Raw genomic sequence first — 26,305 nt, forward strand, 5'->3', positions numbered from 1 at the left:
AGAGTAGGTCATCGCCAGGGTTTACACCCAAAACCCCGCTGCTCACGCAGCGGGGTTTTTCTTATTAAGTGAAGGCACTGCATTTTCCGGGTGGCTTCCGCCCCAAGGGCAAGATCGCGAAGCTGGCGCTGCAAGCGCTGCTGCAACCGTCTCCCTGGTGAAATTAGCGCTGTGGAACCACCCGATCCCATCCCGAACTCGGAAGTGAAACGCAGCTGCGCCGATGGTAGTGTGGCTCAAGCCATGCGAGAGTAGGTCATCGCCAGGGTTTACACCCAAAACCCCGCTGCTCACGCAGCGGGGTTTTTCTTTGGGTGCAGGAAGTACCGGGTAATGCCGTCCGCTGGCCGGCAGACGCGTTGATGGAACCGCCGCGAGCGGCGGCGCCAACCAAGGTTGGCGACTACCGATGGGCAGAGGGATCAGCGGTAGATCCACGCCATGCGTGGATGCTCTCCGCAAGGAACCAAGGCGCCAACCAAGGTAGGCCGCTACACACAGCCGGCCAAGGTTGGCACCCACCAATGGCGGAGCGCACAAAAAAAGCGGCGCCCCGTGGGGCGCCGCTCTGCTCTCAACGATGTTCAGTCGAGCATGGCCCGACTTACTTGGCCGAAGCCTTGTCCTTCATCATCGCGTCGCGGGCCGCCTTGAACGGGTTGCCCTCGTACCAGTTCGGCCAACGATCGCCACCGGCCAGTTCCTTGCCGACGCCGTACATCAGCTGCAGGTCCTCGACAGTCCCGTCCAGCTTCCAGGTGGCCGCATCGAACTCATCCTTCGGGCCGTGGTAGCGGTTGGCGCCGTAGTCCGCTGCGGCCTTGCGGCCAGCGTCCACGCCACCCTCGCGCAGGTCTTCGCCGCCATCGGCGTACAGGGCCGGCACGCCGGCCTTGGCGAAGTTGAAGTGATCCGAGCGGAAGTAGAAGCCGCTCTGCACCGAGGTCTCACCATGCAGCGTGCGGTCCTGGGCCGCAGCGAGCGGCTTGAGGATGTCTTCCAGTTCCGAGCTGCCGAAGCCGGTGACGGTCACGTCCTTCGCACGGCCGGCCACCGACATCGCGTCGATGTTGATCACACCGGCGATCTTGTCCAGCGGGAAGGTCGGGTGGGAGACGTAGTACTTCGAACCCAGCAGGCCGGACTCTTCCAGGGTCACCGCCAGGAACACCACCGAGCGCTCCGGCTTCGGCTCCTGGTGGGCCATTGCTTCGGCCACCTCAAGGATGCCGGCCACGCCGGTCGCGTTGTCGACCGCACCGTTGTAGATGTTGTCGCCGGTTTCACCCTCGTGCTTGCCCAGGTGGTCCCAGTGCGCCATGTACAGCACGGCTTCGTCGGCACGCTTGCTGCCCGGCAAAACGCCCACCACGTTGCGCGACTGCTTCTGTGCGATCTGGCTCTTCAGATCGACCGCGGCAGTGGCTTTCAGCGGCACCGGCTTGAAGCCGCGCTTGCTCGCATCCTTGTAGGCCTGCGCCAGGTCCAGGCCGGCACCGGCAAACAGCGCCTTGGCGGCGTCGGCGCTCAGCCAGCCCTGCACTGGAATGCGGGCTTCCGGGTCATCCTTGGCCGGCAGGTCGTACTGCGGGCCCGCCCAGGAGTTTTTCACCACATCCCAGCCGTAGGAAGCGCCGGCAATGTCATGCACGATCAGCGCGGCAGCGGCGCCCTTGCGAGCGGCCTCCTCGAACTTGTACGTCCAGCGGCCGTAGTAGGTCATGCGCTTGCCGTCGAACAGCTTCGCGTCATCGACATGGAAGCCCGGGTCGTTGACGAACATGACGACCGTCTTGCCCTTCCAGTCCTGGCCGGCGTAGTCGTTCCACTTCTGCTCCGGGGCATCAACGCCGTAGCCGACGAACACCAGGTCGCTTGCATCGACCTTCACCTCGGCCTGGCCGGTACGGGTACCCACCACCATGTCGGTGCCGAACTTCAGTTCGCTGGTCTTGCCGCCCTGGGTGATCTTCAGCACGGTCGACGCGTCGGCCGTGGTCTCGGTCATCGGCACATCCTGGAACCAGCTGTCGCCGTTGCCGGGCTGCAGGCCGATGCGCTGCATCTGGTCGCGGATGTAGTTGACCGTCAGTTCCTCGCCCTTGCTGCCCGGGGCGCGGCCTTCGAATTCATCCGAAGCCAGCGTCTTGACCATCTCGGCGAAGTCGCCGGCGTTGATCTCGGGGGAGAACGCATGGGCCGCCGGCTTGGCAGCGGCGGTGTCGGTGGCCGGCGCGGGCGCCGGAGTGTCTTCGCCTTTGCAGGCACTGAGCGCGGCCGCAGCGGCCAGGCACAGGAGGAGTTTGCGGGGCATCGTCGATTCCTGGAAAACAAAGGGCGGCCGCACCTCGTGTACGACCGGTAACAGCGAGTATCACCGAACCGATGGGCGCGGTGTGCTCAGTCCGCCGGAGCGGTTTCGGTGTCGAACGGGATCGGCTCGGCGCCGCTGACCGGGCCGATGCGGGCCGTGCGGTGCACGTACAGCACCACCTCGCGCTCGAACTGCAACGGGCCGTTGACCACGGCATTCGGGCCGATGATCACGCGTGGCTTGCGGCTGGCGGTCAGCGAGACGCTGAAGTTCGGCTTGCGCACGTGCACACCGCCCTTGACCTGCGAACCGATGCCCACGGTGATGTCACCGTTGACGGTTTCCACGTCGTTGCCGACGCGGCTTTCGACCAGCCCGATGCCACCGTTCACGGTTTCAACGCCGCCTTCGATCTGGCTGCCGCGATCGCTGAAGATGCTGCCGTTGACGGTGCTGACGTTGCCATGGGCGATCACTTCGCGGCCCAGGCGCACACCGCCGTTGACCGTTTCGATCTTGCCGGTGCGCGCGCGATCGGCGACCTTCACCCCGCCGTTGACGGTGTCGATGCTGCCGGTCTCGACGCCTTCGCCGACGCGGATGCCGCCGTTGACGGTGTCCAGCTTGCCGTAGCGCTGGCCGGGTTCGGCGCTGATGCTGCCGTTGACCTTGCTGATGTTCTCCTGGGCACAGACCGGCCCGGTGGCCAGCAGTACGCCCAACAGCAGCGAAATGGAGAGAGCTTTCATGGGGACCTCGATGGATGTGCGGCTGGCAGGCCGCGTGCGGAGATGTCACCATTCCCCGGTACCCCCTGCAACTGCCTGAAGTCACTGGAAAGCCCTTGCGCAACAACGCCTTCCCATCACGCCGACATCACATCGCCGCTGCCCGCGGCGGGCGCTGCCTGCTGTTGGGGCTGGCCTTGGCACTCGCGTTGCCGTTGCCGGGTGCCGCGCAGACCACGCGCGAGACCGAGCGCAAGCTGCAGAAACTGCGCAGTGAGCTGAAGGGCGTGGCGCAGGAGCGCCGGCAGATCGAAGGCCAGCGTGGCCAGGCCTCGCAGCAGCTGCGCGAGGCAGATGAGAAGGTGGCCCGCACCGGCCGTGCGCTTGCGCAGACGGAAACCGCGCTGCGCGAGCAGGGAAGGGCCCTGGCCGAGGCCGAACAACGCCGCAGCACGCTGCAGGCCAACCTCGCCCAGCAGCATCGCGAGCTGGCCGGCCTGCTGCGTGCGGCCTATCAGCTGGGCAATCACGCCCCCCTGAAGCTGCTGCTGTCGCAGGACACGGTGGCCGATGCCAATCGCGCCCTGGCCTACCACCGCTACCTGCAGCGCGAGCGGGCACAGCGCATCACCACGCTGACCGCTGACCTGAAGGAACTGGAAGCGCTGCAGGCGCAGATCGCCGAGCGCAAGCAGAAGCTGCAGGGTGCGCAGCAGGACCAGAAGCAGCAGGCCGCGGCCCTGGAAGCCGACCGTCGCGATCGCGCCAAGACCGTTGCCTCGCTGGACGAGCGCTTCAAGGACCAGCGCGAGAAGGAACAGGCGCTGGGCCAGGACGCCAAGGCGCTGGAAACACTGCTGGCCAATCTGCGCGCGGCCGCCGCCCGTGCCGAGGCCGAGCGTCGCGCGGCTGCGCGCCGTGCGGCTGCGGAGAAGGCCGCCGCCGAACGCGCGGCACGCCAGGCCGCGGCACAGGGACGGCCGCCGCCGCCCACCAAGGTTCCGCCGGCGGTGGCGTCGGCACCGGCGCCGAAGGTCGGTGGCCTGGGCTGGCCGTTGTCCGGCAACCTGCTGGCCCGCTATGGCGGCAAGCTGCCTGATGGCCGCACCAGCAGCGGCGTGCTGATCGGTGCACCGGCCGGCAGCACCGTCACCGCGGTGGCCGATGGCACTGTGGTGTTCTCCGACTGGATGACCGGCTACGGCATGATCCTGATCGTCGACCACGGCAACGGCTACATGAGCCTGTACGCCCACAACGACACCCTGCTCAAGGATGCCGGCGCGCGGGTCAGTCGTGGCGATGCGGTGGCCAAGGTCGGCAATTCCGGCGGCCAGGGCGTCACCGCGCTGTATTTCGAGCTGCGTCGTGGTGGGCAGCCGGTGAACCCTGACAGCTGGCTGCAGCGGCGCTGAATCCAGCGCTTCCGCGTGCAGGGCGGATTCAACGGGAATTTAGCTGTGCTTCGCGCATAATCGGTGCATGTGCCTTGGGCACCATGCCACCGTCGACAGGAGTGATCCATGCGCGCAGCCCGTACCGCCACCCTCTTGCTGGCCCTGTTGCCAGCGCTGTCCTGGGCGCAGCAGACCGCGCCCGCCCCGAGCCAGGAAACCGGCGGGCAGGCAGCGAGCAGCGAGGAGGCGGTGACCTCGAAGGTGCCGCTGGAGGACATCCGCCGCTTCGTGGCCGTCTACAACGCAGTGCGGGCCGCCTACGTCGATCCGGTCGATGACAAGAAGCTGATGCAGGCCGCGGTGCGTGGCCTGCTGCTCGACCTCGACCCGCACAGCACCTACTTCAACAAGGAAGACGCGCAGGCGTTCGACGAGCAGGCCAGCGGCGCATACGAAGGCATCGGCGTGGAGCTGCAGCAGCAGCCCGACAATGCCAGCATGAAGGTGATTTCGCCGATCGACGACACGCCGGCGGCGAAGGCCGGCATCCTCGCCGGTGACCTCATCATCGCCATCGACGGCAAGCCGATCAGCGCGATCGATGCCAGCGAACCGCTGCGCGGCCCGGCCGGCAGCAAGGTGGTGCTGACCATCGTGCGCGAAGGCAAGCCCAAGCCCTTCGATGTCAGCCTCACTCGCCAGACCATCCGCGTGACCAGTGTGCGCAGCCGCCTGCTGGAACCCGGCTATGGCTATATCCGCCTGAGCACGTTCCAGGCCGACACCGGTTCGGACTTCCAGAAGCACGTGCAGCAGCTGCAGAAGCAGTCCGGTGGCCAGCTCAAGGGCCTGGTGCTGGATCTGCGCAGCAACCCGGGTGGTCTGCTGACCGCTGCCGTGCAGGTGGCCGACGACCTGCTCGACAAGGGCAACATCGTCAGCACCCGCGGCCGCATCAGCATCAGCGATGCACGTTTTGATGCGACTCCAGGCGACCTGCTGAAGGGTGCACCGGTGGTGGTGCTGGCCGATGCCGGTTCGGCCAGCGCATCGGAAGTGCTGGCCGGTGCGCTGCGCGACAACAAGCGTGCGCGCGTGGTCGGCAGCCGCACCTTCGGCAAGGGCTCGGTGCAGACCGTGCTGCCGCTGGACAACGGTGATTCGGTGAAGCTGACCACTGCGCGCTATTACACGCCCAGCGGCAAGTCGATCCAGGCCACCGGCATCGTGCCGGACGTTGAACTGAAGCCGGCCGCCACGCCGGCGGAAGACGCACTGCCGGCCAGCCTGAGCGACTACAGCGAAGCGACCCTGCCGGGCCATCTGCGCGGCGATGACGAAGGCACCGAGGGCTACCACGCCGGAGCGGTGCTGCCGGGCGATGCCCCGATCAACGACGCGCTGGCCGAGCTGAAGAACCCGGGTTCGGTGGCTGCACGCTTGAAGGCCGAAGCGGCGAAAGCGGATGCGGCGAAGGCCGCGAAGGCCACAGCTGCGAAGCCGGAGGCGAACGTCGAACCGAAGCCGGAAGCGAAGCCGGAAGCGAAGCCGGAAGCGAAGCCGGAAGCGAAGCCCGCACCGGTCCCGGCCAAGCCGTGATTCTGTAGAGTCGAGCCGTGCTCGACTGATCTACGAACGAGCGGGTGAGCGTGGAGCCGGCCAGCGGCCGGCACCACCAGGGGTTCAGAAGCCGTGCCGCTTGCGCAGGCGGCGTGCGATCGCCGCGCGCACGTACACGCCGTACAGCAGGCCGAACAGGAAGCCACCGATGTGCGCCCACCAGGCCACCATGCCGAAGCTCGGGCCGATGTGGGCGAACACCACCTGCAGCGCGGCCCATACGCCGATCAGCAGGTAGGCCGGGGCGCGTACGAATTCCAGGAACAGGCCCAGCGGAATCACCACGCCCAGTCGGGCACCGGGGAACAGCGCAAGATAGGCACCGATCAGCGCCGACACCGCGCCGCTGGCACCGATGATGATCTGGTCCGGGCTGCCCATGGTGTAGATGGCCACCAGATTGGACACCGCGCCGCCGACCAGGAACAGCAGCAGCAGGCGCCACGGGCCCAGCACCCGTTCGGCGGGCAGGCCGAAGATCAGCAGGAACACCAGGTTGCCCAGCAGGTGCGACCAGTCCGCGTGCAGGAACAGCGCGGTGAACAGGCGCAGCACGCTGCCGTCCTGCAGGGTCGCCCACCAGTCCAGCGGGTGGGTCAGGCCGGTGGACAGGGCGCCCCAGTCCAGCCAGAGGCTGCCCCGGGCGTCATCCGGACGCGAGATCGACCACAGGAACGCCAGCCACAGTGCCGCAAACAGCACGGGCGTGGCCCAGCGCAGGGCTGCCTTCTTGCGCGACGGGAGGGAGACGAACATGGGCACTAGCCTAGCGTGAGGGCGCTTACGGCGGGGATTGTCCTGTTCAGCTTTTGAGACGAAAAAAGCGCCTGCGCTGTTATTGTTTCATTAACAGCTCTGGGTAATACTCGCATACGGCGTCGTATGTCGGGAGGGGAATCCGGCGCGCTCCGAAGGGCCCCAGGGCCTGCCGGGCGCAGGCGCACTCAGAGCACCATCACCGCTTACCGGAGAGAGAGAACTACGATGCAAACCGCTTCCACCATTGCCCGACTGACCCTGCTGGCCGTCGGCGTTGCCGGTGCGCTGGCTGCCGCCGACGCCAACGCTGCCGCCTTCCAGCTGAAGGAAAACAGCGCCAAGGGCCTCGGCCGCGCGTTCGCCGGTTCCGGCAGCGCCGAGGGCGACGCCTCCATCATCGCCGTCAACCCGGCCGGCATGCGCCAGCTGGAAGGCACCATGATCCAGGGCGACCTCAGCGCCATCAGCTTCGGTGCCAAGTACAAGGGCACCGGCCGTACCGGCGTGAGCCAGCGGACCCCGAACGGCTTCCCGGCCCAGGGCGGCAACGGCGGCGACGCCGGCATGATCGCTCCGGTTCCGGCCGCCTACTTCCACATGCCGATCGGCGAACAGGCCCATTTCGGTGTGTCGCTGACCGCCCCGTTCGGCTTCAAGACCGAATACGACAACGGTTGGGTGGGTCGCTACAGCGGCCTGAAGACCGACCTGAAGGCCATCGACCTGGGCTTCGCCGCGTCGTATGACGTCAACCCGTACGTGTCCTTCGGCGCGTCGGTGTTCGTCGAGCACCTGACCATCGAACTGAGCAATGCCATCGACTATGGCAGCATCCTGGCCGGCGCTGGCGCTCCGGGCTTCACCCCGGGCAGCTCGGATGGCACCCTGAAGATCGAAGGCGACAACAATGCCGTGGGCTGGACCGTCGGTGGCCTGTTCTCGATCGACGAGAACACCCACATCGGCCTGAGCTACCGTTCCAAGGTCAAGCACAAGATCACCGGTGGTGATGCGACCTTCAGCGGCGCCGACCGCGCTCGTGCCCTGCTCACCAACTCGCCGAACACCCGCGGCTGGTTCATGGATACCAGCGGCCGTGCCACCGTCACCATGCCGGCCTCGGCCACCCTGAGCGTGACCCACAAGGTCAACGACCGCTGGACCGTGATGGGCGACGTGACCCGTACCGCCTGGTCGACCGCCTTTGACAGCGTCACCGTCGACTACGCTTCGCCGCAGCCGAATTCGGAGCTGAAGTTCGGCTACCGCGACACCACCTTCGTGTCGCTGGGCGCCGACTACAAGCTGAGCGATACCGTCACCCTGCGCGGTGGTGTTGCGCTGGACCAGACCCCGACCACCGACGCCCACCGCGACGTCCGCGTGCCGGACACCAGCCGCAAGTGGCTGTCGCTGGGCGTGGGCTGGACCCCGTCGGCGAACACCGAGTACAACCTGGGCTACACCCACCTGTTCACCAGCGACCCGAACGTGAACGTGCCGGCGACCACCGCCAACCAGGGCAACTCGCTGTCGGGCAAGTACAAGGTCCGTGGCGACGTGCTGGCCGCTTCGTTCCAGTACAAGTTCTGATTCGGGCCAACGCCTGACGCAGTACACGGAAGGCCCCGCGCAAGCGGGGCCTTCTTTTTGCGGAGCTGGTTTGGGGCATCCACGCATGGCGTGGATCCACGACAATAGGGCGATGAACCTGTCCGATCCGAATTTCCAGCTGGAGCTGGCCGCCAACATCGCCGTCGCCGGCTCGATCCTGCTGGCGGGCCGCAACAACGTGCACACCTGGTGGCTGGGCATCGTCGGCTGCACGCTGTTTGCCGCCGTGTTCGAACGCTCGCACCTGTACGCGGACATGGTGCTGCAGTTCTTCTTCATCGCCATCAGCGTGCTGGGCTGGTGGCAGTGGCTGCGCGGCGACCACGGTGCGCCGTTGCCGATCACTTCATTGCGGCCGCGGGCCTGGGCCTGGCTGGCGCCGCTGGCGGTAGTGGCCACCTTCGGATATGGCTGGATGCTGACCCGGCTGACCAACGCCTATGCGCCCTACATCGATTCGGCGGTGCTGGTGCTGAGCGTGATCGCACAGATCCTGATGATGCGGCGCAAGCTGGAATCGTGGTGGGTGTGGCTGCTGGTGAACACCGTTGCGGTGCCGCTGTACTACAGCCGTGGCCTGCATCTGACCTCGATCCTGTACGTGGGCTTCTGGATCAATGCACTGGTGGCGTTGCGCCACTGGCGCAATCTGATGCGGGTGTAGAGCCGAGAACGGGCTCGGCTGTAACGTTCAAGCCGAGCATGGGCTCGGCTCTACAGGGAAAAAGAGGCACAAAAAACCCCGCTTTCGCGGGGTTTTCCGCTCACTGCATGACGCCGGGCGATCAGTCGCCCAGGGTCAGCAGCGAGGCGTTGCCGCCGGCGGCGGTGGTGTTCACCGTCACCGTCTTCTCGGTGGCGAAACGCAGCAGGTAGTGCGGGCCGCCGGCCTTCGGACCGGTGCCGGACAGGCCCTGGCCGCCGAACGGCTGCACGCCGACCACCGCACCGATCTGGTTGCGGTTGACGTAGACGTTGCCGACGTGGACGCCGTTGCTGATGCGGTCGACGGTCTCGTCGATGCGCGAATGCACGCCCAGGGTCAGGCCGTAGCCGGTGGCGTTGATCTGGTCGATCACCGCGTCGAGCTGGTCGCCCTTCCAGCGGATGACGTGCAGCACCGGACCGAACACTTCCTTCTGCAGCTGGCCCAGGTCCTTCAGTTCGTACGCGCGCGGTGCGAAGAAGGTGCCATTGGCGGCTTCGGTGGATAGCTCGGCAGCGGCGATCAGGCGCGCTTCGCGGTCCATGCGCGCGGCGTGATCCTGCAGGATCTTCAGCGCATCGGCGTCGATCACCGGGCCGACGTCGGTGGACAGCAGGCCGGGGTTGCCGACCTTCAGTTCCTTCATCGCACCGGCCAGCATGGTCATCACCTTGTCGGCGATGTCGTCCTGCACGAACAGCACGCGCGCGGCCGAGCAACGCTGGCCGGCGGAGGTGAAGGCCGAACCGATCGCGTCCTTGACCAGCTGTTCCGGCAGCGCCGAGGAGTCGGCGATGAAGGCGTTCTGGCCGCCGGTTTCGGCGATCAGCACGCCGATCGCGGCGTCACGTGCAGCCATCGCGCGGTTGATCGCACGCGCGGTCTCGGTGGAGCCGGTGAAGGCCACGCCGGCCACGCGCGGGTCGGCGGTCAGCGCGGCACCGACGGTGGCACCGTCGCCCGGCAGGAACTGCACCACCTCGGCCGGCACGCCGGCGTCGTGCAGCAGCTTCACCGCGTAGTAGCCGATCAGGTTGGTCTGCTCGGCCGGCTTGGCGATGACGCTGTTGCCGGCGGCGAGTGCAGCGGCCACCTGGCCCAGGAAGATCGCCAGCGGGAAGTTCCACGGGCTGATGCAGACGAACACGCCGCGGCCGTGCAGCTGCAGCTCGTTGGATTCACCGGTCGGGCTCGGCAGCTTCTCGGCGTGGCTGAACTGCTCGCGTGCCTGCTTGGCGTAGTAGCGCAGGAAGTCCACCGCTTCGCGCACTTCGGCGATGCTGTCGGGCAGGCTCTTGCCGGCTTCCTTCACGCACAGCGCCATGAACTCCGGCATGCGCGCTTCCAGCTGGTCGGCGGCGTGCTCGAGGATGGCGGCGCGGCTGGCGGCCGGTGTGCGGTTCCAGGCCGGCTGCGCGGCCACGGCATTGGCCAGGGCCTTCTGCACGGTGGCAGCGTCGGCGGCCAGCCACTGGCCGACCACTTCACGGGTGTCGGCCGGGTTGGTCACCGGCAGCGTGGCGCCGGCCGGGTTCGCACCCGGTACCAGCGGAGCGGCCTGCCAGGCTTTCACGGCGGCGTTGATCTGCTCGGCCAGGGCGCGCAGTTCGTTGTCGTTGGCGAGGTTGGCGCCCATGGAGTTCTTCCTGTCGTGGTTCTGGCTGCGCAGCAGGTCAACCGGCAGCGGGATCTTGGGATGCGGAATCGATTCGAACGAGGACACCATCTCGACCGGATCGCGGATCAGGTCGGCGATCGGCACGCGCTCGTCGGTGATGCGGTTGACGAAGCTGGAGTTGGCGCCGTTTTCCAGCAGGCGGCGCACCAGGTACGGCAGCAGGTCTTCATGTGAACCGACCGGGGCGTACACGCGGCAGGGCAGGTTCAAGCGATCGGCCGGCACCACTTCGGCGTACAGATCGTCACCCATGCCGTGCAGCTTCTGGTGCTCGTACACGCCGCCATTGGCGATGCTGCGCACTGCGGCGATGGTGTGCGCGTTGTGCGTGGCGAACATCGGGTAGATCGCGTCGGCATGGGTGAACAGGCGCTTGGCGCACGCCAGGTAGGACACGTCGGTGTTCTGCTTGCGGGTGAACACCGGGTAGCCCGGATAGCCTTCGATCTGCGCGCGCTTGATCTCGGCATCCCAGTAGGCGCCCTTGACCAGGCGCACCTGCAGGCGGCGACCGGCGCGGCGTGCCATGTCGGCCAGATGGTCGATCGTGTACGGGGTGCGCTTCTGGTAGGCCTGCACGACCACGCCGAAGCCATCCCAGCCGGCCAGCGAGGCGTCGGAGAACACCTGCTCGATGATGTCCAGCGACAGTTCCAGGCGGTCGGACTCTTCGGCGTCGACGGTGCAGCCGATGCCGTAGCTCTTGGCCAGCTGTGCCAGTTCCAGCACGCCCGGCACCAGGTCCTTCAGCACGCGCTCGCGCTTGGCGTGCTCGTAGCGCGGGTACAGCGCCGACAGCTTGATCGAGATGCCAGGAGCATTGTTGACGTCGCCGTCCGGACGGCCGCCGCGTGCCTTGTGATCGCCGCCGATGGCGTGGATCGCACGGCGGTAGTCTTCCAGGTAGCGCAGCGCGTCCTTCATGGTCAGCGCGCCTTCGCCCAGCATGTCGAAGGAGTAGCGATAGCTGGCGTTGTCGCCCTTGTGCGAGCGCGCCAGTGCTTCGCTGATGGTGCGGCCCATGACGAACTGGTGGCCCATGATCTTCATCGCCTGGCGCACGGCCAGGCGCACCACCGGCTCACCCACGCGGCCGACCAGGCGCTTGAACGCGCTGGGCGCATCGGCGCGGGTGGCATCGTTCATCTGCACCAGCTTGCCGGTCAGCATCAGGCCCCAGGTGGAGGCGTTGACCAGCACCGAGTCGCTGCCGCCCAGGTGCTTTTCCCAGTCGGCATCGGCCAGCTTGTCGCGGATCAGCTTGTCGGCGGTGTCCTGGTCCGGAATGCGCAGCAGCGCTTCGGCCACGCACATCAGCAGCACGCCTTCCTCGCTGCCCAGGTCGTACTGGCGCATGAAGGCTTCGATCGCGCCCTGGTCCTTGGCACGCACGCGCACGCGGCCGACCAGGTCGGCGGCCAGCGCCTGCACCCTGGCCTGCTCCTCGGCGGGCAGGCGCGCCTGCGCCAGCAGCTCGCGCACGTGGCTGGCCTCGTCCTTCAACCAGCCATCGGTGATGGCCTGGCGGAACGGGTTGGGGGGCGCCGGCAGTTCCGGCGACAGCAGCGCGCCGGGACGCGGAGCGTCGTGGGCGGCAGGGGAGGAGGAAGGTGCGTTCATGCCGGTCCGGCCAGTGGAAAACTTGGCGATTTTAATCATTTTTGCGGGTTCCGGAAGTGCCCCGCAGCCACCTTCGTTAAGTGCTGATAGCCCCGAGCTGCGGTGGATTCAGCGTGTTCAGCAAGCTCAGAATAATTTGTGCTGAATTCGTCATTTGTGTCGCCGACCTCATGCTGTGTTGCAGCATGGGAAAAAGTGTGAATGCACCCTTGCTACCGGCGAGAGGGCGGGGCTACCATCGAGACGTTTCCCGCGGCAGGAACGCGGTTGCGACATGATCGAGGTGCTTCCAGCTCCGGATGGGTCAGGTACGCAGCTGCGGCTGCGTCCCCCACGGGCGCTCGATGCCCGGCAGTTCGTCCTGTTGTTCACCGTGTTGTCGGGTGCGATGTGGCTGGTGTCCGCCCTCGGGTGGTTGGCCGGCAATGCATTCGCCCCCCTGTTCGCGCTGCTGTACAGCCTGGTGCTGGCGGCCGCGCTGCGTGCCTTGTGGCGCAGCGGTGAACGGCAGGAGGAGATCCGGGTAGTGCCGGCGTACGTGGAGGTCATCCCCGTACCCGGTGGATCGCCGGTGTTCCGGGCCCACCCCCACTGGGTGCGCCTGCTCACCGACGATGAGAGGGTCCGGCTGGCATCCAGCGACCGGCAGGTGGAGGTGGGGAGTTTCCTCGCGCCGGCCGAACGTCAGACGCTTGCAGAGACACTTGAAAGCTTGCTCGCCGCCAGCGATGGCGGCAACCGACGACGCTAAGGGTCTAGGCAATGAAGCAAAGCAGCAGGTGGGGCACGAAGTGCGTGAACGCGGTTGCCGCAGTGCTGGCGACCGGGGGACTGATGCCGTCGTTGGCCTGGGCCCAGGCGGCCGATCCCAAGCCGTGGCAGCTGAACATGGGCAAGGGGGTGACCCAGACCTCGCGCCTGGCCTGGGAATCGAACAACCTGTCGTTGATCATCTGCACGGTGATCGGCGTCATCGTGTTCGGGGCGATGGCCTACGCCATGTTCAAGTTCCGCAAATCCAAGGGCGCGGTCGCCGCCACCTTCAGCCACAACACCAAGGCCGAGGTGATCTGGACGGTGATCCCGGTGATCATCCTGATCGTGATGGCCTGGCCGGCCACGGCCAACCTGATCAAGATGTACGACACCCGCGATGCCGAGATGACGGTGAAGGTCACCGGCTACCAGTGGATGTGGAAGTACGAATATCTCGGCGAGAACGTCACCTTCACCAGCCGTCTGGACCGCGAGTCCGACCGTGTGCGGCAGAGCGGCGTCGTGCCGACCCGCGAGAGCCATCCGCACTACCTGCTGGATGTCGACAACCGCCTGGTGCTGCCGGTCGATACCAAGGTGCGCTTCGTCATCACCTCCGACGACGTGATCCACGCCTGGTGGGTGCCGGCGCTGGGCTGGAAACAGGACGCCATCCCCGGCTTCATCAATGAAGCCTGGACCAGCATCGAGCAGCCGGGTGTCTACCGCGGCCAGTGCGCCGAGCTGTGCGGCAAGGACCACGGCTTCATGCCGATCGTGGTCGAGGCGGTGTCCAAGGAAGAGTTCAAGCAGTGGCTGGCGCAGCGCAAGCCGGCGCCGCCCGCCGCGCCGACAACGCCCGCGGCACCTGCAGAACCGGCTGCACCTGCGAGCGAAGCACCGGCAGCACCTGCGGCTGCCGAATCCGGCAGCGCACCTGCCACCGCGGCCAGCGGCGCGTGATGTAAAGCCCGCGGCCGCCTGCTGCGGCCGCGGTGACAACCGATTCTGAGAGGTGTTTTGCAATGGCGCACTCGGCAGTTGGGCACGACGATCACCATCACCACCAGAGCTTCTTCGAGCGTTGGTTCTTCTCGACCAACCACAAGGACATCGGCACGCTGTACCTGGGTTTCAGCTTCATCATGTTCATCATCGGTGCGGCGATGAGCGTGGTGATCCGCGCCGAGCTGGCGCAGCCGGGCCTGCAGTTCGTCAAGCCCGAGTTCTTCAACCAGATGACCACCGTGCATGCGCTGGTGATGATCTTCGGTGGCGTGATGCCGGCCTTCGTCGGCCTCGCCAACTGGATGATCCCGCTGCAGATCGGCGCGCCGGACATGGCGCTGCCGCGCATGAACAACTGGTCGTTCTGGTTGCTGCCGGTGGCCTTCAGCCTGCTGCTGCTGACCCTGTTCCTGCCCGGTGGTGCGCCGGCTGGTGGCTGGACGCTGTATCCGCCGCTGTCGCTGCAGGGCGGCTACAACGTGGCCTTCAGCGTGTTCGCGATCCACGTGGCCGGCATCAGTTCGATCATGGGTGCGATCAACATCATCGCCACCGTGCTGAACATGCGTGCGCCGGGCATCGACCTGCTGAAAATGCCGATCTTCTGCTGGGCCTGGCTGATCACCGCCTTCCTGCTGATTGCGGTGATGCCGGTGCTGGCCGGCGCGGTGACCATGCTGCTGACCGACAAGTTCTTCGGCACCAGCTTCTTCAACGCCGCCGGTGGCGGTGACCCGGTGATGTACCAGCACATCTTCTGGTTCTTCGGGCACCCCGAGGTCTACATCATGATCCTGCCCGCCTTCGGCGTGGTCAGCGAGATCATCCCGACCTTCAGCCGCAAGCCGCTGTTCGGCTACCAGGCGATGGTGTACGCCACCGCCGCCATCGCATTCCTGTCGTTCATCGTCTGGGCCCACCACATGTTCACCGTGGGCATGCCGCTGGGTGGCGAGATCTACTTCATGTTCGCCACCATGCTGATCTCGATCCCGACCGGCGTGAAGGTGTTCAACTGGGTCAGCACCATGTGGCGCGGCTCGCTGACGTTCGAAGCGCCGATGCTGTGGTCGGTGGCCTTCGTCATCCTGTTCACCATCGGTGGCTTCTCCGGCCTGATGCTGGCGATCGTGGCGGCCGACTTCCAGTACCACGACACCTACTTCGTGGTCGCCCACTTCCACTACGTGCTGGTGACCGGCGCGGTGTTCGCGCTGATTGCCGCGGTGTACTACTGGTGGCCGAAGTGGACCGGGCGCATGTACAGCGAGAAGTGGGCCAAGGTGCACTTCTGGTGGTCGATCGTGTTCGTCAACCTGCTGTTCTTCCCGCAGCACTTCCTCGGCCTGGCCGGCATGCCGCGCCGTATTCCCGATTACAGCGTGGCCTTCGCCGACTGGAACCTGATCAGCTCGATCGGTGCGTTCGGCATGTTCGTCACGCCGTTCATGATGGCCGCGATCCTGCTGTCCTCGCTGCGCAATGGCGAGAAGGCCGAGGCGCGTTCCTGGGAAGGCGCGCGTGGCTTGGAGTGGACGCTGCCGTCGCCGGCACCGGCGCACACCTTCACCACGCCGCCGACCATCCGCCCGGGGGACCTGGCGCATGACGACATCACGCACTGAGGTGGGGCATGCATAACGAGAGCCCACTGCAGACCTGTAGAGCCGAGCCATGCTCGGCTGACGAAAAGCAGCCGAGCATGGCTCGGCTCTACAACAGCCCGGGCGACGCCCCGGAAAACGGCATCGAACAGCAACGCCGGCGCGCCAGGCGCACGGCGATGTGGGTCGGCGCCATCGCTGTGCTGGTCTACGTCGGTTTCATCCTCAGTGGGGTGATCGGCCGATGAGCGACGCACCGGCCACCGCGACCTCACGCAGTGCCGGGCTGCCGCGCCTGATCGGCGTGGCGGTGGCGGTGTTCCTGCTGACGTTCTCGCTGGTGCCGCTGTATCGCATCGCCTGCGAGAAGGTGTTCGGCGTGCGACTGGAGCGCGGCCCCGGCAGCGAAGCCAGTGCGGGTGCGGCGTCCGGCAAGCGCACCGTACGGGTGGAATTCGATGGCGGCGTCAACTCGCGCCTGCCGTGGTCGTTCCATCCCGAACAGCTGACCATGGACGTTGTGCCCGGCGAACTCAATGAAGCGTTGTACTTCGCCCGCAACGACAGCCAGCAGGCGGTGGTCGGCAGTGCGGTGCCTTCGGTGGCGCCGGCGCGTGCCTCGGGCTTCTTCAGCAAGACCGAATGTTTCTGTTTCACCGCGCAGACGCTGCAGGCTGGCGAGAAGCGCGACATGCCGGTGCGTTTCATCGTCGATCCGGATCTGCCGCCGGAGATCAGGACGATCACCTTGTCCTACACCTTCTACCGCAACGACGCGCTGTCCGATCGGCTGGCCCCGGCCGCCACCTCGGAAGGCGCGCACGCCGCACCCTGACCCGGATACCGACATGGCCCAGACACCGACCGACGCCAACGTGTACTTCGTCCCGGCCCAGAGCAAATGGCCGTTCGTGGGTTCCATCGCGATGATGGTGACCATGGTGGGCGTGGCCAGCTGGCTCAACGACGCCAGCTGGGGACGCTGGACGTTCTACGTCGGCATCGCGATGCTGGTGCTGACCCTGTTCTGGTGGTTCAGCGATGTGGTGCGCGAATCACAGGCCGGCAACTACAACCACCAGGTCGATGGCTCGTTCCGGATGGGGATGATCTGGTTCATCTTCTCCGAGGTGATGTTCTTCGGCGCCTTCTTCGGCGCGCTGTTCTACACCCGCAACCTGGGCCTGTCCTGGCTCAGCGGCGAAGGCCGCGGGGTGATGACCAACGAACTGCTCTGGCAGGGCTATTCGGCAGGATGGCCGACCAATGGCCCGGCGGCGATCGGCGGCGCGTTCCAGACCATCCCGGCCTGGGGCCTGCCGCTGATCAACACGCTGATCCTGCTCACCTCCGGCGTGACCCTGACCATCGCCCACCATGCACTGAAGGCCGGCAACCGCCGCCAGCTGCTGATCTGGCTGGGCCTGACCGTGGTGCTCGGCCTCGGCTTCCTGACCCTGCAGGCGGAGGAGTACATCCACGCCTACAAGGAACTGAACCTGACGCTCGGCTCGGGAATCTATGGTTCGACGTTCTTCATGCTGACCGGCTTCCACGGCGCGCACGTGCTGCTGGGCACGATCATGCTGATCGTGATGTGGCTGCGTTCGGCCAAGGGACACTTCACCCGCGACAACCATTTCGGTTTCGAAGCCGCCGCGTGGTACTGGCACTTCGTCGACGTGGTGTGGCTGATGCTCTTCATGTTCGTCTACGTGCTTTGACCGCGCACGCATCGGTGGCCTCAGCCGCCGATGCCGTGCGGTTTGATCCAGCCCATGTAGATGCTCACGATCACCAGTACGATCAAGGCCACCGACACCCCGATGCGGCGTGTCAGTGCGTTGACCGTGCGCTTGGTCTGGCCGCGGTCGACCAGCAGGTAATACAGGCCGGCGCCCAGATTCCAGACGATGACGATCAGAAACGCGATTACCAGCAGGGTCTTCAGCGAATCATTCATGCGCGGCTCGAGGGCAGGGTGGATGTGCCTATCTGACCGCGTTTGCGCGGACTTGTCATGATGCGCCAGCACACGCGCGTGCTCGGATGGCCGCTGGCCGTGCTGGCAATGGCCGGTTTCACCGCATTGGGGCTGTGGCAGCTGCAGCGCATGCATGCCAAACAGGCAATGTTGGATGCACAGGGTCCAGCCGCAGCGCAGGTACTGTCGTTGGCGCAGGCGCTGGCAGCGCCCGGTGCGTTGCATGGCGTGGCCGACCACGGTCGCTTCCTGCCCGGCGTGGTGCTGCTGGACAATCAGACCCGGCACGGCCGCGCGGGCGTGAAGATCTACCGCCCGTTCCGCAGTGACGAGGGCAGCGTGCTGCTGGTCGATCTGGGATGGCGCGCGCTGCCGCCGGATCGCACCCTGCCGGATGTGCCGGCACCCCCTTCGCCGGTGGCCGTACGTGGGTTGCTGGCGCCGCCGCCGTCGGCCGGATTGGCACTCGGTCCCGCATTCTCCGCCACGGGGGAAGCGGGCCGCTGGCTGGCCAGCCGATTGCCGGCCGAAGGCCTGGCCCGCGCGCTGGGGGTGCAGTCACTTCCCGATCGTGTACTGCGCCTGGACCCGGCGCTGCCCTTCGGCGACGAACGTGATCTGGACCTGTTGCCGAACACGCTGCCACCGCAGCGTCACCTGGGCTACGCCGTGCAGTGGTTCGGCCTGGCCCTGACCGTGCTGGTGGTGGCGCTGGTGCTGGAATGGCGCAGGAGGCGCGCCGTGGCCCGACCGGCATCCCGTACCCAACCATGAGAAAATGCCCCGCATGAACACTGCTACGTCCCCGCAGGCGCGCGGCTCCGGCCGCCGGACCCTGGTGCTGCTGTTTGCCGTGTTCTTCGGGGCGATGGCACTGGCTGCCGTACTGCGCTTCTCCGGCTGGCAGCCCACCGGGCACCGTAATGCCGGCCAACTGCTGAAGCCGCCGGTGGACCTGCGCCAGCGGAGCCCGACCCTGGCCACTGGCCAAGCCTACCCGTGGAACCCGGAGGCCCGGACCTGGCGCCTGCTGGTGGCGCCGGCCGGAGTCTGCGACGCGCAGTGCGTCACTTTGTCGCAGGGACTGGGCAAGGTGTGGCAGCTGTTCGGCCATAACGCCGATAATGTCGAAATCCTGTGGCTGGGAACGCCACCGGCGTCGATCGCCTCGCTGCCCGCGCTGCGGCCGCTGGCTCCGTCGCCAGCACTGCGCGCGGCGCTGCCTGGCGTCGATGATCCGGCGGGATTGCCGGTCTACGTGATCGATCCGAACGGCTTCGTGATCATGCGCCATGCCCCCGGCAGTGACCTGGGGGGCCTGCGCAAGGACATGGCCACGTTGCTGAAACTGAAGTGAGTCCCGTTTGATGAGCCTTTCCGCGCGTCCGGCGCTGCACCGCAATTTCCACCGCCTGGCGTGGTTCGCCATGATCATGACCGCGAGCACGATCATGTTCGGTGCCTTCGTGCGCCTGTCCGATGCCGGCCTGAGCTGCCCGGACTGGCCCACCTGCTATGGCCAGGCCACCTGGCCGCAGCACGTGGAAGAGACCATTGGCCACCCGGCGGCGGAGATCCGCCCGCTGGAAACCCACAAGGCCTGGCGTGAGCAGGTGCACCGCTTCCTGGCCGGCGCGCTGGGCATCGAGATCCTGACCCTGGCGCTGCTGGCCACGCGCAAGCGGCGATTCGGAAGCACGGCGGTGGTGACCGCCTGCGTACTGGTGGCCGCCGGCATACCGCTGTACATGATGGGCTGGCACGGCACCGCCAGTGCGCTGGCATTGATCGGCGAGGCGATCCTGCTGATCGCCGCACTGCGCTGGAGCAACATCGACCTGGCGCGTGCGGCGCTGCTGACACTGGCCGTGGTGATCTTCCAGGCCCTGCTGGGCATGTGGACGGTGACCCTGCTGCTCAAACCCATCGTGGTGATGGGCCATCTGCTGGGTGGCATGCTGATGTTTGGCCTGCTGGTATGGATGGCCTGGCGCGCGACGCACATGCCGATCACACTGGCTGAAGCGCCGAAGCTGAAGTGGCTGCTGCGCATCGGTGTGGCGGTGCTGGTCACCCAGATCGCACTGGGCGGTTGGGTCAGTGCCAACTACGCGGCGCTGGCCTGCGGCGGGGGCAGCGCCTCGCTGGACAACTTCCCGCGTTGCGCCAACCAGTGGTGGCCGCAGCACAACTTCGTCGAAGGCTTCACCCTGTGGCGCGGCATCGGCGTGGACTACGAAGGCGGCGTGCTGGATGGCGCCTCGCGTATCGCCATCCAGATGGCGCACCGCCTGTTCGCGGTGGTGGTGGCCGTCTACCTGCTGTGGCTGGGCGTGCGCCTGTTCCGATTGCCGAGCATGCGTGGCTGGGCCAGTGCGCTGATGGCGCTGCTGGTGCTGCAGGTCACCCTCGGCATCCTCAATGTGAAGCTGGCGCTGCCGCTGGAAGTGGCGGTGGCCCACAACGGCGTGGCCGTTGCCCTGTTGTTCGTGCTGGTCAGCCTGCTGGCCCGCCTGCGTGCCCCGGACTGATTCCATGTTTTCCAATTACCGCCAGTACTGGGACCTGACCAAACCCAAGGTCGTCGCCCTCATTGTCTTCACTGCCCTGGTCGGCATGGTCCTGGCCATCCCCGGCGTGCCCAGCTGGGAGCAGGTGCGCGCCGGCGTGCTCGGTTTCCTCGGCATCTGGCTGGCGGCCTCGGCCGCCGCCGCCATCAACCAGCTGCTGGATGCGCACATTGACGCGCAGATGGCGCGCACCTCGTGGCGCCCGCTGGTGGTGGGCAAGGTCAAGCCGTGGCAGGTGTTGGTGTTTGCCGGCGTTCTGATCGTGCTGTCGATGACCATCCTGGTGCTGTGGGTGAACCTGATCACCGCCGTGCTGACTTTCGCCTCGCTGATTGGTTATGCGGTGATCTACACCGTGTACCTGAAGCGCGCGACCTCGCAGAACATCGTCATCGGTGGCCTGGCCGGCGCGATGCCGCCAATGCTGGGCTGGGCCGCAGTGACCGGCATGCAGGGTTCGTCGGACTGGGCGTATTCGTCGCTGCTGGTGCTGATCATCTTCATCTGGACGCCGCCGCACTTCTGGGCGCTGGCGATCTTCCGCCGCGAGGACTACGCCAAGGCCGAAATCCCGATGCTGCCGGTGACCCACGGCGTGGTGCATACCCGCAAGCAGATCATGGTGTATTCGGTGGTGCTGGCGCTGGTCTGCCTGCTGCCGTACCTGGTGGGCATGAGCGGCGCGTTCTACCTGGGCGGCGCGATCGTGCTCAACGCCGTATTCCTCTGGTACGCCTGGCGCATGCTGAACCCGCCGGACGAACTGTTCTCGATGAAGATGTTCTATTACTCCATCGTGTACCTGATGGCGCTGTTCGCCTTCCTGCTGGTGGACCACTGGATCCTGCCCTGGTTGTGACCGGCTGCCCTTTGTAGAGTCGAGCCATGCTCGACTCAGGGTCAGATCCCCAGCGGGGCTCTGACCCGGTCTGATGGCAGGAGCATCCACGCATGGCGTGGATCCACTCCGGATCACAGGCATCAGCCGAGCATGGGCTCGGCTCTACAGTAGATCCACGCCATGCGTGGATGTCTCCCGGTCGGGTCAGGGCTTGCGCCGCGCATACCGCTGCGCGATCACGCCGCAGACGATCAGCTGGATCTGGTGGTAGATCATCACCGGCAGCACGATCGCGCCCAGGCTGCCACCAGCGAACAACACCTTGGCGATCGGCACGCCGGTGGCCAGGCTCTTCTTCGACCCACAGAACACGATGGCGATCTCGTCCTCGCGGTTGAAGCGCAGGCGGCGGGCGATGAAGGTGATCAGCGGCATGGCGATACCCAGCAGCACCGCGGCCACCACTGCCACGGCCAGCAACGAAAGCAGCGGCGTCTTGCTCCACAGCCCTTCGGTCACTGCCTCGCCGAAGGCCGAGTACACCACCAGCAGGATGGTGGCCTGGTCGGTGTAGCGCAGCAGCGCGCGCTGCCGCTCCACCCAGCCGGCAATCCACGGCCGCAGCAGGTGGCCGGCCACGAACGGCACCAGCAGCTGCAGCATGATGCCGCCGATCGCATGCAGCGGATCGTGCACGCCGCCCGAGGTGCCGGCCAGCGCGGTCAGCAGCAGCGGGGTCAGGAATACGCCGAGGATGCTCGACAGCGAAGCGCTGCACACCGCTGCGGGCACGTTGCCATGCGCCATCGAGGTGAACGCGATGGACGACTGCACGGTGGAGGGCAGGGTGCACAGGAACAGCACGCCCAGGTACAGCTCTGGGGTCAGCAGCCAGCCCGACAGCGGCTTGAACATCAGCCCCAGCAGCGGGAAAAGGATGAAGGTGCAGGCCAGGATGGTCAGGTGCAGCCGCCAGTGCAGCATGCCGCCGATGATCGACTCGCGCGGCAGGCGCGCACCATGCAGGAAGAACAGCGCGGCGATGGCGACGGTGGTGACATCATCGAGGACGATGGCGGCGGCGCCCTTCATCGGCAGCAGCGAGGCCAGGCCGACGGTGCACAGCAGGGCGAGGGTGAAATTGTCCGGTCGCAGGCGCGACCACCAGCGGGTCATGGTGGGCAGAGTCCTTGGTGCGGAGGGTTCAGGGCGAGGTGACCGGTGTGGCCAGGCGCTGGCGGGTGGCGGCTTCCAGCGACTTCAGGCCGGCGCGCTGGCCCAGCTGAAGGGCCTGTTCCGGGCTGGCATGTTCGTAGCGTGCATTGACCAGGCCGAGCACGGCACCGGCGCGGTTGCCGGAGGCGCAGTGCAGCAGCACCGGCCCCAGGCTCTGCTGCAGGGCCTGGTGCACGGCGCGCACATTGGCCTCATCCAGGCCCTCGGCGCCGGCCACTGGAATGCGTACATAGCGCAGGCCCAGCGATTCGGCCACGCGGGTTTCATCGAAACCCCGGTCCTCGCCAGGCTGGCGCAGGTCGATCACGGTGCGTACGCCTTGTGCGGCCAGTTCGCGCAGTTGTGCGGCACTGGGCTGGCCGCCGGCATACAGGCCGGGGCGGACTTCATTGAGCGGGGTATCCGCGGCCAGGACGGCTAGCGGCAGGCAGAGCGACAACAACAGCAGGCAGGTCAGGCGCAGCAGCATGGTCCTCTCCGTGAAAACGTTCTGCCGCTACAGGCGCAGTCCGGCGCGGGCCTTCAACAGCTCGCGCAGTTCGTATTTGTCAGTATCGTCCAGACCCTGTTGGCGCTGCTTTGCCAACAACTCTTCCAGACGTTGCACCAGCAGCTGTTTCTCCAGCTGGGCTACGGCATCGTGCAGTTCCTGGGTCCACATCGCGTCATCGCCGGGCATCGTCTGCGCGGCCAGCGTGTGCAGTGACGCCTGTTCCTCACGCCCGTCGAAGTGCTCCAGCAGCGCGCCGGTGCTGATGTCCGGGCGTTGCTCGACCAGGTCCAGCAGCTCCAGCAGCAGCTCCACGCCCGGCAGGCGCAGCCCCTGGAAATGGTGCTTTCCCCCCAGCGTCAGTGCCAGCGACGGCTGCTGCAGCAGCACGGCGATCGCGCCGCGCACCAGGCTGCGCTTGGCCACCGGTTGAATAGTGCGTGCCGGCTGGCGCTGAGGCATCGGCGCGCGCGCAGACGGGGCGTTGCCGCCGAGCCCGGTCAGCTGCGCCAGCTGCTGCTTCATCAGGTCGCCGAAGGCACCGTCGGGAATCTGCGCCAGCATCGGCTTGGCCCGCTCGGCCAGGCGTGCCTTGCCGTCCAGCGTACCCAGGTTGATCTCGCGGGTCAGTTCGTCGAAGAAGAACTGCGACAGCGGCGTGGCCTGCTTCAGCCGTTCGTTGAAGGCCTCGGCGCCTTCCTTGCGCACGATGGTGTCCGGGTCCTCGCCATCGGGCAGGAACAGGAAGAACGCCTGGCGGCCATCCTTCATGCGCGGCAGCACCGACTCCAGCGCCTTCCAGCCGGCGCGGCGGCCGGCGGCGTCGCCGTCGAAGCAGAAGAACACGTCCGGCGCGTTGCGGAACAACAGCTCGGCATGGTCCGGCGTGGTCGCCGTGCCCAGCGTCGCCACCGCCTGGGTGACGCCGAACTGGAACAGCGAGACCACGTCCATGTAGCCCTCGACCACGATCAGCCGCTCGATCTTCTGGTTGGCCTGGCGCACCTGCCACAGGCCGTACAGCTCGCGGCCCTTGTGGAACAGCGCGGTTTCGGGCGAGTTGAGGTACTTGGGGCCGTCGTCCTTCTCGAACACGCGGCCGCCGAAGGCGATCACCCGGCCACGGCGGTCGAAGATCGGGAACATCACCCGGTCGCGGAACTTGTCGTAGACGTGGCCGCGGTCGTTCTTGGAGAACAGGCCGGCGCGGTCGAGCAGTTTCATGCGCCGCTCGTCCTTGCCCAGCGCATCGCGCAGGCCGCTGTAGCCATCCGGCGCGTAGCCGATCTGGAAGCGTGCGCGGTTCTCTTCGTCCACGCCACGCCCATCGAGATAGCTGCGTGCCTTGTCGCTGCCTTCCAGGTTGTTCTGGAAGAACTTCGTGGCCGCCTCAAGCGCCGAATACAGCTCGCGGCTGTCGTCCTGCTGCTGGGGGCTGCGCGGGTTCTCGTTGCGCGGCACTTCCATGCCCGCGCGCTTGGCCAGCTCATCCACCGCGTCGAGGAACTCGAGGCGGTCGTAGTTCATCAGGAAGCTGATCGCGGTGCCGTGCGCGCCGCAACCGAAGCAGTGATAGAACTGCTTGGTGGGCGAGACCGTGAACGACGCCGAGCGCTCGTCATGGAACGGGCAGCGCGCTGCATATTCCTTGCCCTGTCGCTTCAACGGCACGCGGCTGCCCACCACCTCGACGATGTCGGAGCGGGCGAGCAGATCGTCGATGAAAGCGTCGGGGATACGGGCCATGGGCAACAGAACGGGGCGCGGCCGCCAGGGCGCGCAGCAGGGGCGGCAAGTTCCCCTAGTTTACTCGCTGGCGACGCCGGGACTGGCCTATTCGGCCTCGACCCCGGCCTTGGCCAGCTGAGCCCGTGCATGCAGGCGCTCGTCGATCACCGCGGTCATCAATGCACCGACGAAGAACACGGCGGTGGCGTAGTAGATCCACACCAGTGCGATCACCAACGCGCCCATCGAGCCGTAGGCGCTGCCCGGGGCCACGGTAGCGATGTAGACGCCAATACCGTAGCGGCCAAGGGTGAACAGCACCGAGGTGATGGCGCCGCCGATGAAGGCCTGGCGCCAGGCCACGCGGCGGTCCGGCAGGTAGTGGTAGAGGAAGGCGAAGGCCAGCGTGTAGAGCAGCAGCGAGGTCAGGTAGCCGATCGCCGGCAGCACCGAGGGCAGCTGCGCGAACACCACCTGCAGTGCAGTGGTGGCGGTCATCGAGAGGATCAGCAGGAAGCCCAGTGCCAGCACCACGCCGAACGAGAACACGCGCTTGCGCAGCCAGGCCTTGACGCCTTCCAGGCGCTGGCCGCTGGTGTGGAAGATCCGGTTCAGCGCGTTCTGCAGCTGGGCGAACACGGCGGTGGCACCCACGAACAGCAGCAGCGTGCTCCACAGCCCGGCCAGCGAACCGACGCTGGGCTGGCTGTTGGCGTTGTGCAGCACGGTGTCGGCGACGCTGGCCACGCTGCTGCCGGCCACCGAGCCGATCTGGCTGATCAACGTCTGTTGTGCAGGCGGGTACAGCGAGGCAGTCAGCCACAACAGCAGCACCAGCAGCGGTGCCATCGACAGCAGGGCGTAGAAGGAGACCGAAGCGGCCTGGGTCAGCACGTCGATTTCGACGAAGCGCTTGGCGACCGCCATCGGGAAGCTGTCCTGCAGGCGGTCAGCGTAGTGGCGAAGCCGTGCGGGGATGCCGTGGGGACGCGTGTCGGCGGGGGAATGCGATTGCTCGACCATGGGGGTGTTGTAGCAGCCGGGGGTCGAAGGTGCGGTGAAGTGGATGCATCATTGGGGTCAGAGCCCTTTCGCAATGCGAAAGGGATCCGACCCCGGCAATGGCTTATGCCAGCAGCTGCTTGACCAGCTTGGACACCAGGCCCATGTCGGCCTGGCCGGCGAGCTTGGGCTTCAGCGCGCCCATCAGCTTGCCCATGTCGGCCGGGCCGGAAGCACCGGTTTCGGTGATGGCGGCCTGGATGGCGGCCACGATCTCGGCTTCGCCCATCTTCGCTGGCAGGTAGGCTTCGATGACCACGATCTCGGCGCGCTCGATCTCGGCCAGGTCCTCGCGGTTGGCGGCTTCGAACTGGCTGACCGAGTCCTTGCGCTGCTTGACCATCTTGTCGAGCACGGCGATCACGGCGGTGTCGTCCAGTTCGATGCGCTCGTCCACTTCGCGCTGCTTGATGGCGGCGTTGATCAGGCGGATCACGCCCAGCTTGTGCTTCTCGCCCGCCTTCATGGCGGCCTTCATGTCTTCGGTGAGCTGCTGCTTCATGCTCATGAGGAACCTCGTGGTGGTAGGTGGGGCGGGGCGGATGCCCGAACCCGGAAACGCAAAAAGCCGGCGACGCTCGCGCGTGCCG

At 66.6% G+C, this 26,305-nt stretch carries 24 protein-coding genes and 1 rRNA gene; 15 read left to right on the plus strand and 10 right to left on the minus strand.

All coding sequences use genetic code 11. From position 1 onward, the window contains the following. Positions 1 to 153: 153 nt before the first annotated feature. Positions 154 to 268 (plus strand): 5S ribosomal RNA (rrf, locus tag AC13FN_RS16565). Positions 269 to 604: 336 nt separating this feature from the next. On the opposite strand, the gene AC13FN_RS16570 is transcribed toward rrf, so the two are convergent. After that, complete coding sequence (locus AC13FN_RS16570) at positions 605 to 2,314, minus strand: M28 family metallopeptidase (RefSeq protein WP_482985030.1); 1,710 nt, start codon at positions 2,312 to 2,314, stop codon at positions 605 to 607. 86 nt (positions 2,315 to 2,400) lie between these two features. Further along, on the minus strand, positions 2,401 to 3,063 hold the full coding sequence (locus AC13FN_RS16575) for a DUF4097 family beta strand repeat-containing protein (protein ID WP_482985031.1): 663 nt from the start codon (positions 3,061 to 3,063) through the stop codon (positions 2,401 to 2,403). Positions 3,064 to 3,158: 95 nt separating this feature from the next. Here AC13FN_RS16575 and AC13FN_RS16580 point away from each other — a divergent pair, with 95 nt between their 5' ends. Together AC13FN_RS16580 and AC13FN_RS16585 are read left to right on the plus strand one after the other, a co-directional pair. Beyond that, positions 3,159 to 4,457 carry a murein hydrolase activator EnvC family protein gene (locus AC13FN_RS16580; RefSeq protein ID WP_010484243.1) on the plus strand — a complete coding sequence of 433 codons (1,299 nt, stop codon included), beginning with the start codon at positions 3,159 to 3,161 and terminating at the stop codon, positions 4,455 to 4,457. Positions 4,458 to 4,565: 108 nt separating this feature from the next. Next, positions 4,566 to 6,038, plus strand: a complete 1,473-nt coding sequence (locus AC13FN_RS16585) for a S41 family peptidase (protein ID WP_482985032.1) — start codon at positions 4,566 to 4,568, stop codon at positions 6,036 to 6,038. A gap of 84 nt (positions 6,039 to 6,122) precedes the next feature. On the opposite strand, the gene AC13FN_RS16590 is transcribed toward AC13FN_RS16585, so the two are convergent. Beyond that, the gene (locus AC13FN_RS16590) at positions 6,123 to 6,815 is read right to left on the minus strand and encodes a rhomboid family intramembrane serine protease (RefSeq protein ID WP_010484241.1); all 693 of its coding nucleotides are present in this window, start codon (positions 6,813 to 6,815) and stop codon (positions 6,123 to 6,125) included. A gap of 228 nt (positions 6,816 to 7,043) precedes the next feature. Between AC13FN_RS16590 and AC13FN_RS16595 the strand changes: the two genes are divergently transcribed. Together AC13FN_RS16595 and pnuC are read left to right on the plus strand one after the other, a co-directional pair. After that, on the plus strand, positions 7,044 to 8,411 hold the full coding sequence (locus tag AC13FN_RS16595) for an outer membrane protein transport protein (RefSeq protein WP_109815220.1): 1,368 nt from the start codon (positions 7,044 to 7,046) through the stop codon (positions 8,409 to 8,411). A gap of 112 nt (positions 8,412 to 8,523) precedes the next feature. Next, the gene (gene pnuC, locus AC13FN_RS16600) at positions 8,524 to 9,096 is read left to right on the plus strand and encodes a nicotinamide riboside transporter PnuC (protein WP_046983901.1); all 573 of its coding nucleotides are present in this window, start codon (positions 8,524 to 8,526) and stop codon (positions 9,094 to 9,096) included. A gap of 121 nt (positions 9,097 to 9,217) precedes the next feature. On the opposite strand, the gene putA is transcribed toward pnuC, so the two are convergent. Then, positions 9,218 to 12,436, minus strand: a complete 3,219-nt coding sequence (gene putA / locus AC13FN_RS16605; protein WP_482985033.1) for a bifunctional proline dehydrogenase/L-glutamate gamma-semialdehyde dehydrogenase PutA — start codon at positions 12,434 to 12,436, stop codon at positions 9,218 to 9,220. 274 nt (positions 12,437 to 12,710) lie between these two features. On the opposite strand from putA, the gene AC13FN_RS16610 reads away from it, so the two are divergent. The 6 genes from AC13FN_RS16610 (at position 12,711) to AC13FN_RS16635 (ending at position 17,528) form a co-directional block, all read left to right on the plus strand. Further along, on the plus strand, positions 12,711 to 13,187 hold the full coding sequence (locus AC13FN_RS16610; RefSeq protein ID WP_482985034.1) for a DUF2244 domain-containing protein: 477 nt from the start codon (positions 12,711 to 12,713) through the stop codon (positions 13,185 to 13,187). An 11-nt stretch (positions 13,188 to 13,198) separates the two neighbouring features. Next, positions 13,199 to 14,155: a cytochrome c oxidase subunit II gene (gene coxB / locus AC13FN_RS16615; RefSeq protein ID WP_482985035.1), complete on the plus strand. Its 957-nt coding sequence runs from the start codon at positions 13,199 to 13,201 to the stop codon at positions 14,153 to 14,155. Positions 14,156 to 14,217: 62 nt separating this feature from the next. Then, complete coding sequence (ctaD, locus tag AC13FN_RS16620) at positions 14,218 to 15,825, plus strand: cytochrome c oxidase subunit I (protein ID WP_005407790.1); 1,608 nt, start codon at positions 14,218 to 14,220, stop codon at positions 15,823 to 15,825. Positions 15,826 to 15,833: 8 nt separating this feature from the next. Then, on the plus strand, positions 15,834 to 16,052 hold the full coding sequence (locus tag AC13FN_RS16625; protein WP_478417692.1) for a hypothetical protein: 219 nt from the start codon (positions 15,834 to 15,836) through the stop codon (positions 16,050 to 16,052). Next, entirely contained in the window at positions 16,049 to 16,639 is a 591-nt protein-coding gene (locus AC13FN_RS16630; protein WP_019336368.1) for a cytochrome c oxidase assembly protein, read from the plus strand. Before AC13FN_RS16625 ends, AC13FN_RS16630 begins: the two co-directional genes overlap by 4 nt. A 13-nt stretch (positions 16,640 to 16,652) precedes the next feature. After that, positions 16,653 to 17,528: a cytochrome c oxidase subunit 3 gene (locus AC13FN_RS16635; protein ID WP_217014911.1), complete on the plus strand. Its 876-nt coding sequence runs from the start codon at positions 16,653 to 16,655 to the stop codon at positions 17,526 to 17,528. 20 nt (positions 17,529 to 17,548) lie between these two features. Here AC13FN_RS16635 and AC13FN_RS16640 read toward each other — a convergent pair whose 3' ends face one another. Continuing rightward, the gene (locus AC13FN_RS16640) at positions 17,549 to 17,767 is read right to left on the minus strand and encodes a twin transmembrane helix small protein (RefSeq protein ID WP_482985036.1); all 219 of its coding nucleotides are present in this window, start codon (positions 17,765 to 17,767) and stop codon (positions 17,549 to 17,551) included. A gap of 57 nt (positions 17,768 to 17,824) precedes the next feature. Between AC13FN_RS16640 and AC13FN_RS16645 the strand changes: the two genes are divergently transcribed. Genes AC13FN_RS16645 through cyoE form a run of 4 tightly spaced genes read left to right on the plus strand, consistent with a single transcriptional unit; the run spans position 17,825 to position 21,217 of the window. Continuing rightward, entirely contained in the window at positions 17,825 to 18,562 is a 738-nt protein-coding gene (locus AC13FN_RS16645) for an SURF1 family protein (RefSeq protein WP_482985037.1), read from the plus strand. Between the two features lie 13 nt (positions 18,563 to 18,575). Next, positions 18,576 to 19,145: a hypothetical protein gene (locus tag AC13FN_RS16650; protein ID WP_054170785.1), complete on the plus strand. Its 570-nt coding sequence runs from the start codon at positions 18,576 to 18,578 to the stop codon at positions 19,143 to 19,145. A 10-nt stretch (positions 19,146 to 19,155) separates the two neighbouring features. Further along, positions 19,156 to 20,319: a COX15/CtaA family protein gene (locus AC13FN_RS16655; protein WP_197645765.1), complete on the plus strand. Its 1,164-nt coding sequence runs from the start codon at positions 19,156 to 19,158 to the stop codon at positions 20,317 to 20,319. Positions 20,320 to 20,323: 4 nt separating this feature from the next. Further along, positions 20,324 to 21,217 carry a heme o synthase gene (gene cyoE, locus AC13FN_RS16660; protein ID WP_005407798.1) on the plus strand — a complete coding sequence of 298 codons (894 nt, stop codon included), beginning with the start codon at positions 20,324 to 20,326 and terminating at the stop codon, positions 21,215 to 21,217. Positions 21,218 to 21,403: 186 nt separating this feature from the next. Here cyoE and AC13FN_RS16665 read toward each other — a convergent pair whose 3' ends face one another. The 5 genes from AC13FN_RS16665 to AC13FN_RS16685 all read right to left on the minus strand — a co-directional run bounded on the left by AC13FN_RS16665 (position 21,404) and on the right by AC13FN_RS16685 (position 26,223). Continuing rightward, entirely contained in the window at positions 21,404 to 22,375 is a 972-nt protein-coding gene (locus AC13FN_RS16665; RefSeq protein ID WP_100447461.1) for a bile acid:sodium symporter family protein, read from the minus strand. Between the two features lie 28 nt (positions 22,376 to 22,403). After that, positions 22,404 to 22,904 (minus strand): protein tyrosine phosphatase family protein, encoded by a 501-nt coding sequence (locus AC13FN_RS16670; RefSeq protein ID WP_482985038.1) that lies wholly within the window; start codon positions 22,902 to 22,904, stop codon positions 22,404 to 22,406. Positions 22,905 to 22,931: 27 nt separating this feature from the next. Beyond that, on the minus strand, positions 22,932 to 24,671 hold the full coding sequence (gene dnaG, locus AC13FN_RS16675) for a DNA primase (protein ID WP_054170789.1): 1,740 nt from the start codon (positions 24,669 to 24,671) through the stop codon (positions 22,932 to 22,934). Positions 24,672 to 24,758: 87 nt separating this feature from the next. Beyond that, complete coding sequence (locus tag AC13FN_RS16680; protein ID WP_482985039.1) at positions 24,759 to 25,676, minus strand: YihY/virulence factor BrkB family protein; 918 nt, start codon at positions 25,674 to 25,676, stop codon at positions 24,759 to 24,761. A 103-nt stretch (positions 25,677 to 25,779) separates the two neighbouring features. Further along, positions 25,780 to 26,223 (minus strand): GatB/YqeY domain-containing protein, encoded by a 444-nt coding sequence (locus AC13FN_RS16685; protein WP_482985040.1) that lies wholly within the window; start codon positions 26,221 to 26,223, stop codon positions 25,780 to 25,782. Positions 26,224 to 26,305: the final 82 nt, after the last annotated feature.

This window comes from Stenotrophomonas sp. 115C5, from assembly GCF_056861055.1.

Bases quoted from the DNA above. Each gene is read 5' to 3' on its own strand.
- AC13FN_RS16570 (WP_482985030.1), bottom strand. From the start codon at position 2,314: ATGCCCCGCAAACTCCTCCTGTGCCTGGCCGCTGCGGCCGCGCTCAGT.
- AC13FN_RS16575 (WP_482985031.1), bottom strand. From the start codon at position 3,063: ATGAAAGCTCTCTCCATTTCGCTGCTGTTGGGCGTACTGCTGGCCACC.
- AC13FN_RS16585 (WP_482985032.1), top strand. From the start codon at position 4,566: ATGCGCGCAGCCCGTACCGCCACCCTCTTGCTGGCCCTGTTGCCAGCG.
- AC13FN_RS16590 (WP_010484241.1), bottom strand. From the start codon at position 6,815: ATGTTCGTCTCCCTCCCGTCGCGCAAGAAGGCAGCCCTGCGCTGGGCC.
- AC13FN_RS16595 (WP_109815220.1), top strand. From the start codon at position 7,044: ATGCAAACCGCTTCCACCATTGCCCGACTGACCCTGCTGGCCGTCGGC.
- pnuC (WP_046983901.1), top strand. From the start codon at position 8,524: ATGAACCTGTCCGATCCGAATTTCCAGCTGGAGCTGGCCGCCAACATC.
- putA (WP_482985033.1), bottom strand. From the start codon at position 12,436: ATGAACGCACCTTCCTCCTCCCCTGCCGCCCACGACGCTCCGCGTCCC.
- AC13FN_RS16610 (WP_482985034.1), top strand. From the start codon at position 12,711: ATGATCGAGGTGCTTCCAGCTCCGGATGGGTCAGGTACGCAGCTGCGG.
- coxB (WP_482985035.1), top strand. From the start codon at position 13,199: ATGAAGCAAAGCAGCAGGTGGGGCACGAAGTGCGTGAACGCGGTTGCC.
- ctaD (WP_005407790.1), top strand. From the start codon at position 14,218: ATGGCGCACTCGGCAGTTGGGCACGACGATCACCATCACCACCAGAGC.
- AC13FN_RS16625 (WP_478417692.1), top strand. From the start codon at position 15,834: ATGCATAACGAGAGCCCACTGCAGACCTGTAGAGCCGAGCCATGCTCG.
- AC13FN_RS16630 (WP_019336368.1), top strand. From the start codon at position 16,049: ATGAGCGACGCACCGGCCACCGCGACCTCACGCAGTGCCGGGCTGCCG.
- AC13FN_RS16635 (WP_217014911.1), top strand. From the start codon at position 16,653: ATGGCCCAGACACCGACCGACGCCAACGTGTACTTCGTCCCGGCCCAG.
- AC13FN_RS16640 (WP_482985036.1), bottom strand. From the start codon at position 17,767: ATGAATGATTCGCTGAAGACCCTGCTGGTAATCGCGTTTCTGATCGTC.
- AC13FN_RS16645 (WP_482985037.1), top strand. From the start codon at position 17,825: ATGATGCGCCAGCACACGCGCGTGCTCGGATGGCCGCTGGCCGTGCTG.
- AC13FN_RS16650 (WP_054170785.1), top strand. From the start codon at position 18,576: ATGAACACTGCTACGTCCCCGCAGGCGCGCGGCTCCGGCCGCCGGACC.
- AC13FN_RS16655 (WP_197645765.1), top strand. From the start codon at position 19,156: ATGAGCCTTTCCGCGCGTCCGGCGCTGCACCGCAATTTCCACCGCCTG.
- cyoE (WP_005407798.1), top strand. From the start codon at position 20,324: ATGTTTTCCAATTACCGCCAGTACTGGGACCTGACCAAACCCAAGGTC.
- AC13FN_RS16665 (WP_100447461.1), bottom strand. From the start codon at position 22,375: ATGACCCGCTGGTGGTCGCGCCTGCGACCGGACAATTTCACCCTCGCC.
- AC13FN_RS16670 (WP_482985038.1), bottom strand. From the start codon at position 22,904: ATGCTGCTGCGCCTGACCTGCCTGCTGTTGTTGTCGCTCTGCCTGCCG.
- dnaG (WP_054170789.1), bottom strand. From the start codon at position 24,671: ATGGCCCGTATCCCCGACGCTTTCATCGACGATCTGCTCGCCCGCTCC.
- AC13FN_RS16680 (WP_482985039.1), bottom strand. From the start codon at position 25,676: ATGGTCGAGCAATCGCATTCCCCCGCCGACACGCGTCCCCACGGCATC.
- AC13FN_RS16685 (WP_482985040.1), bottom strand. From the start codon at position 26,223: ATGAGCATGAAGCAGCAGCTCACCGAAGACATGAAGGCCGCCATGAAG.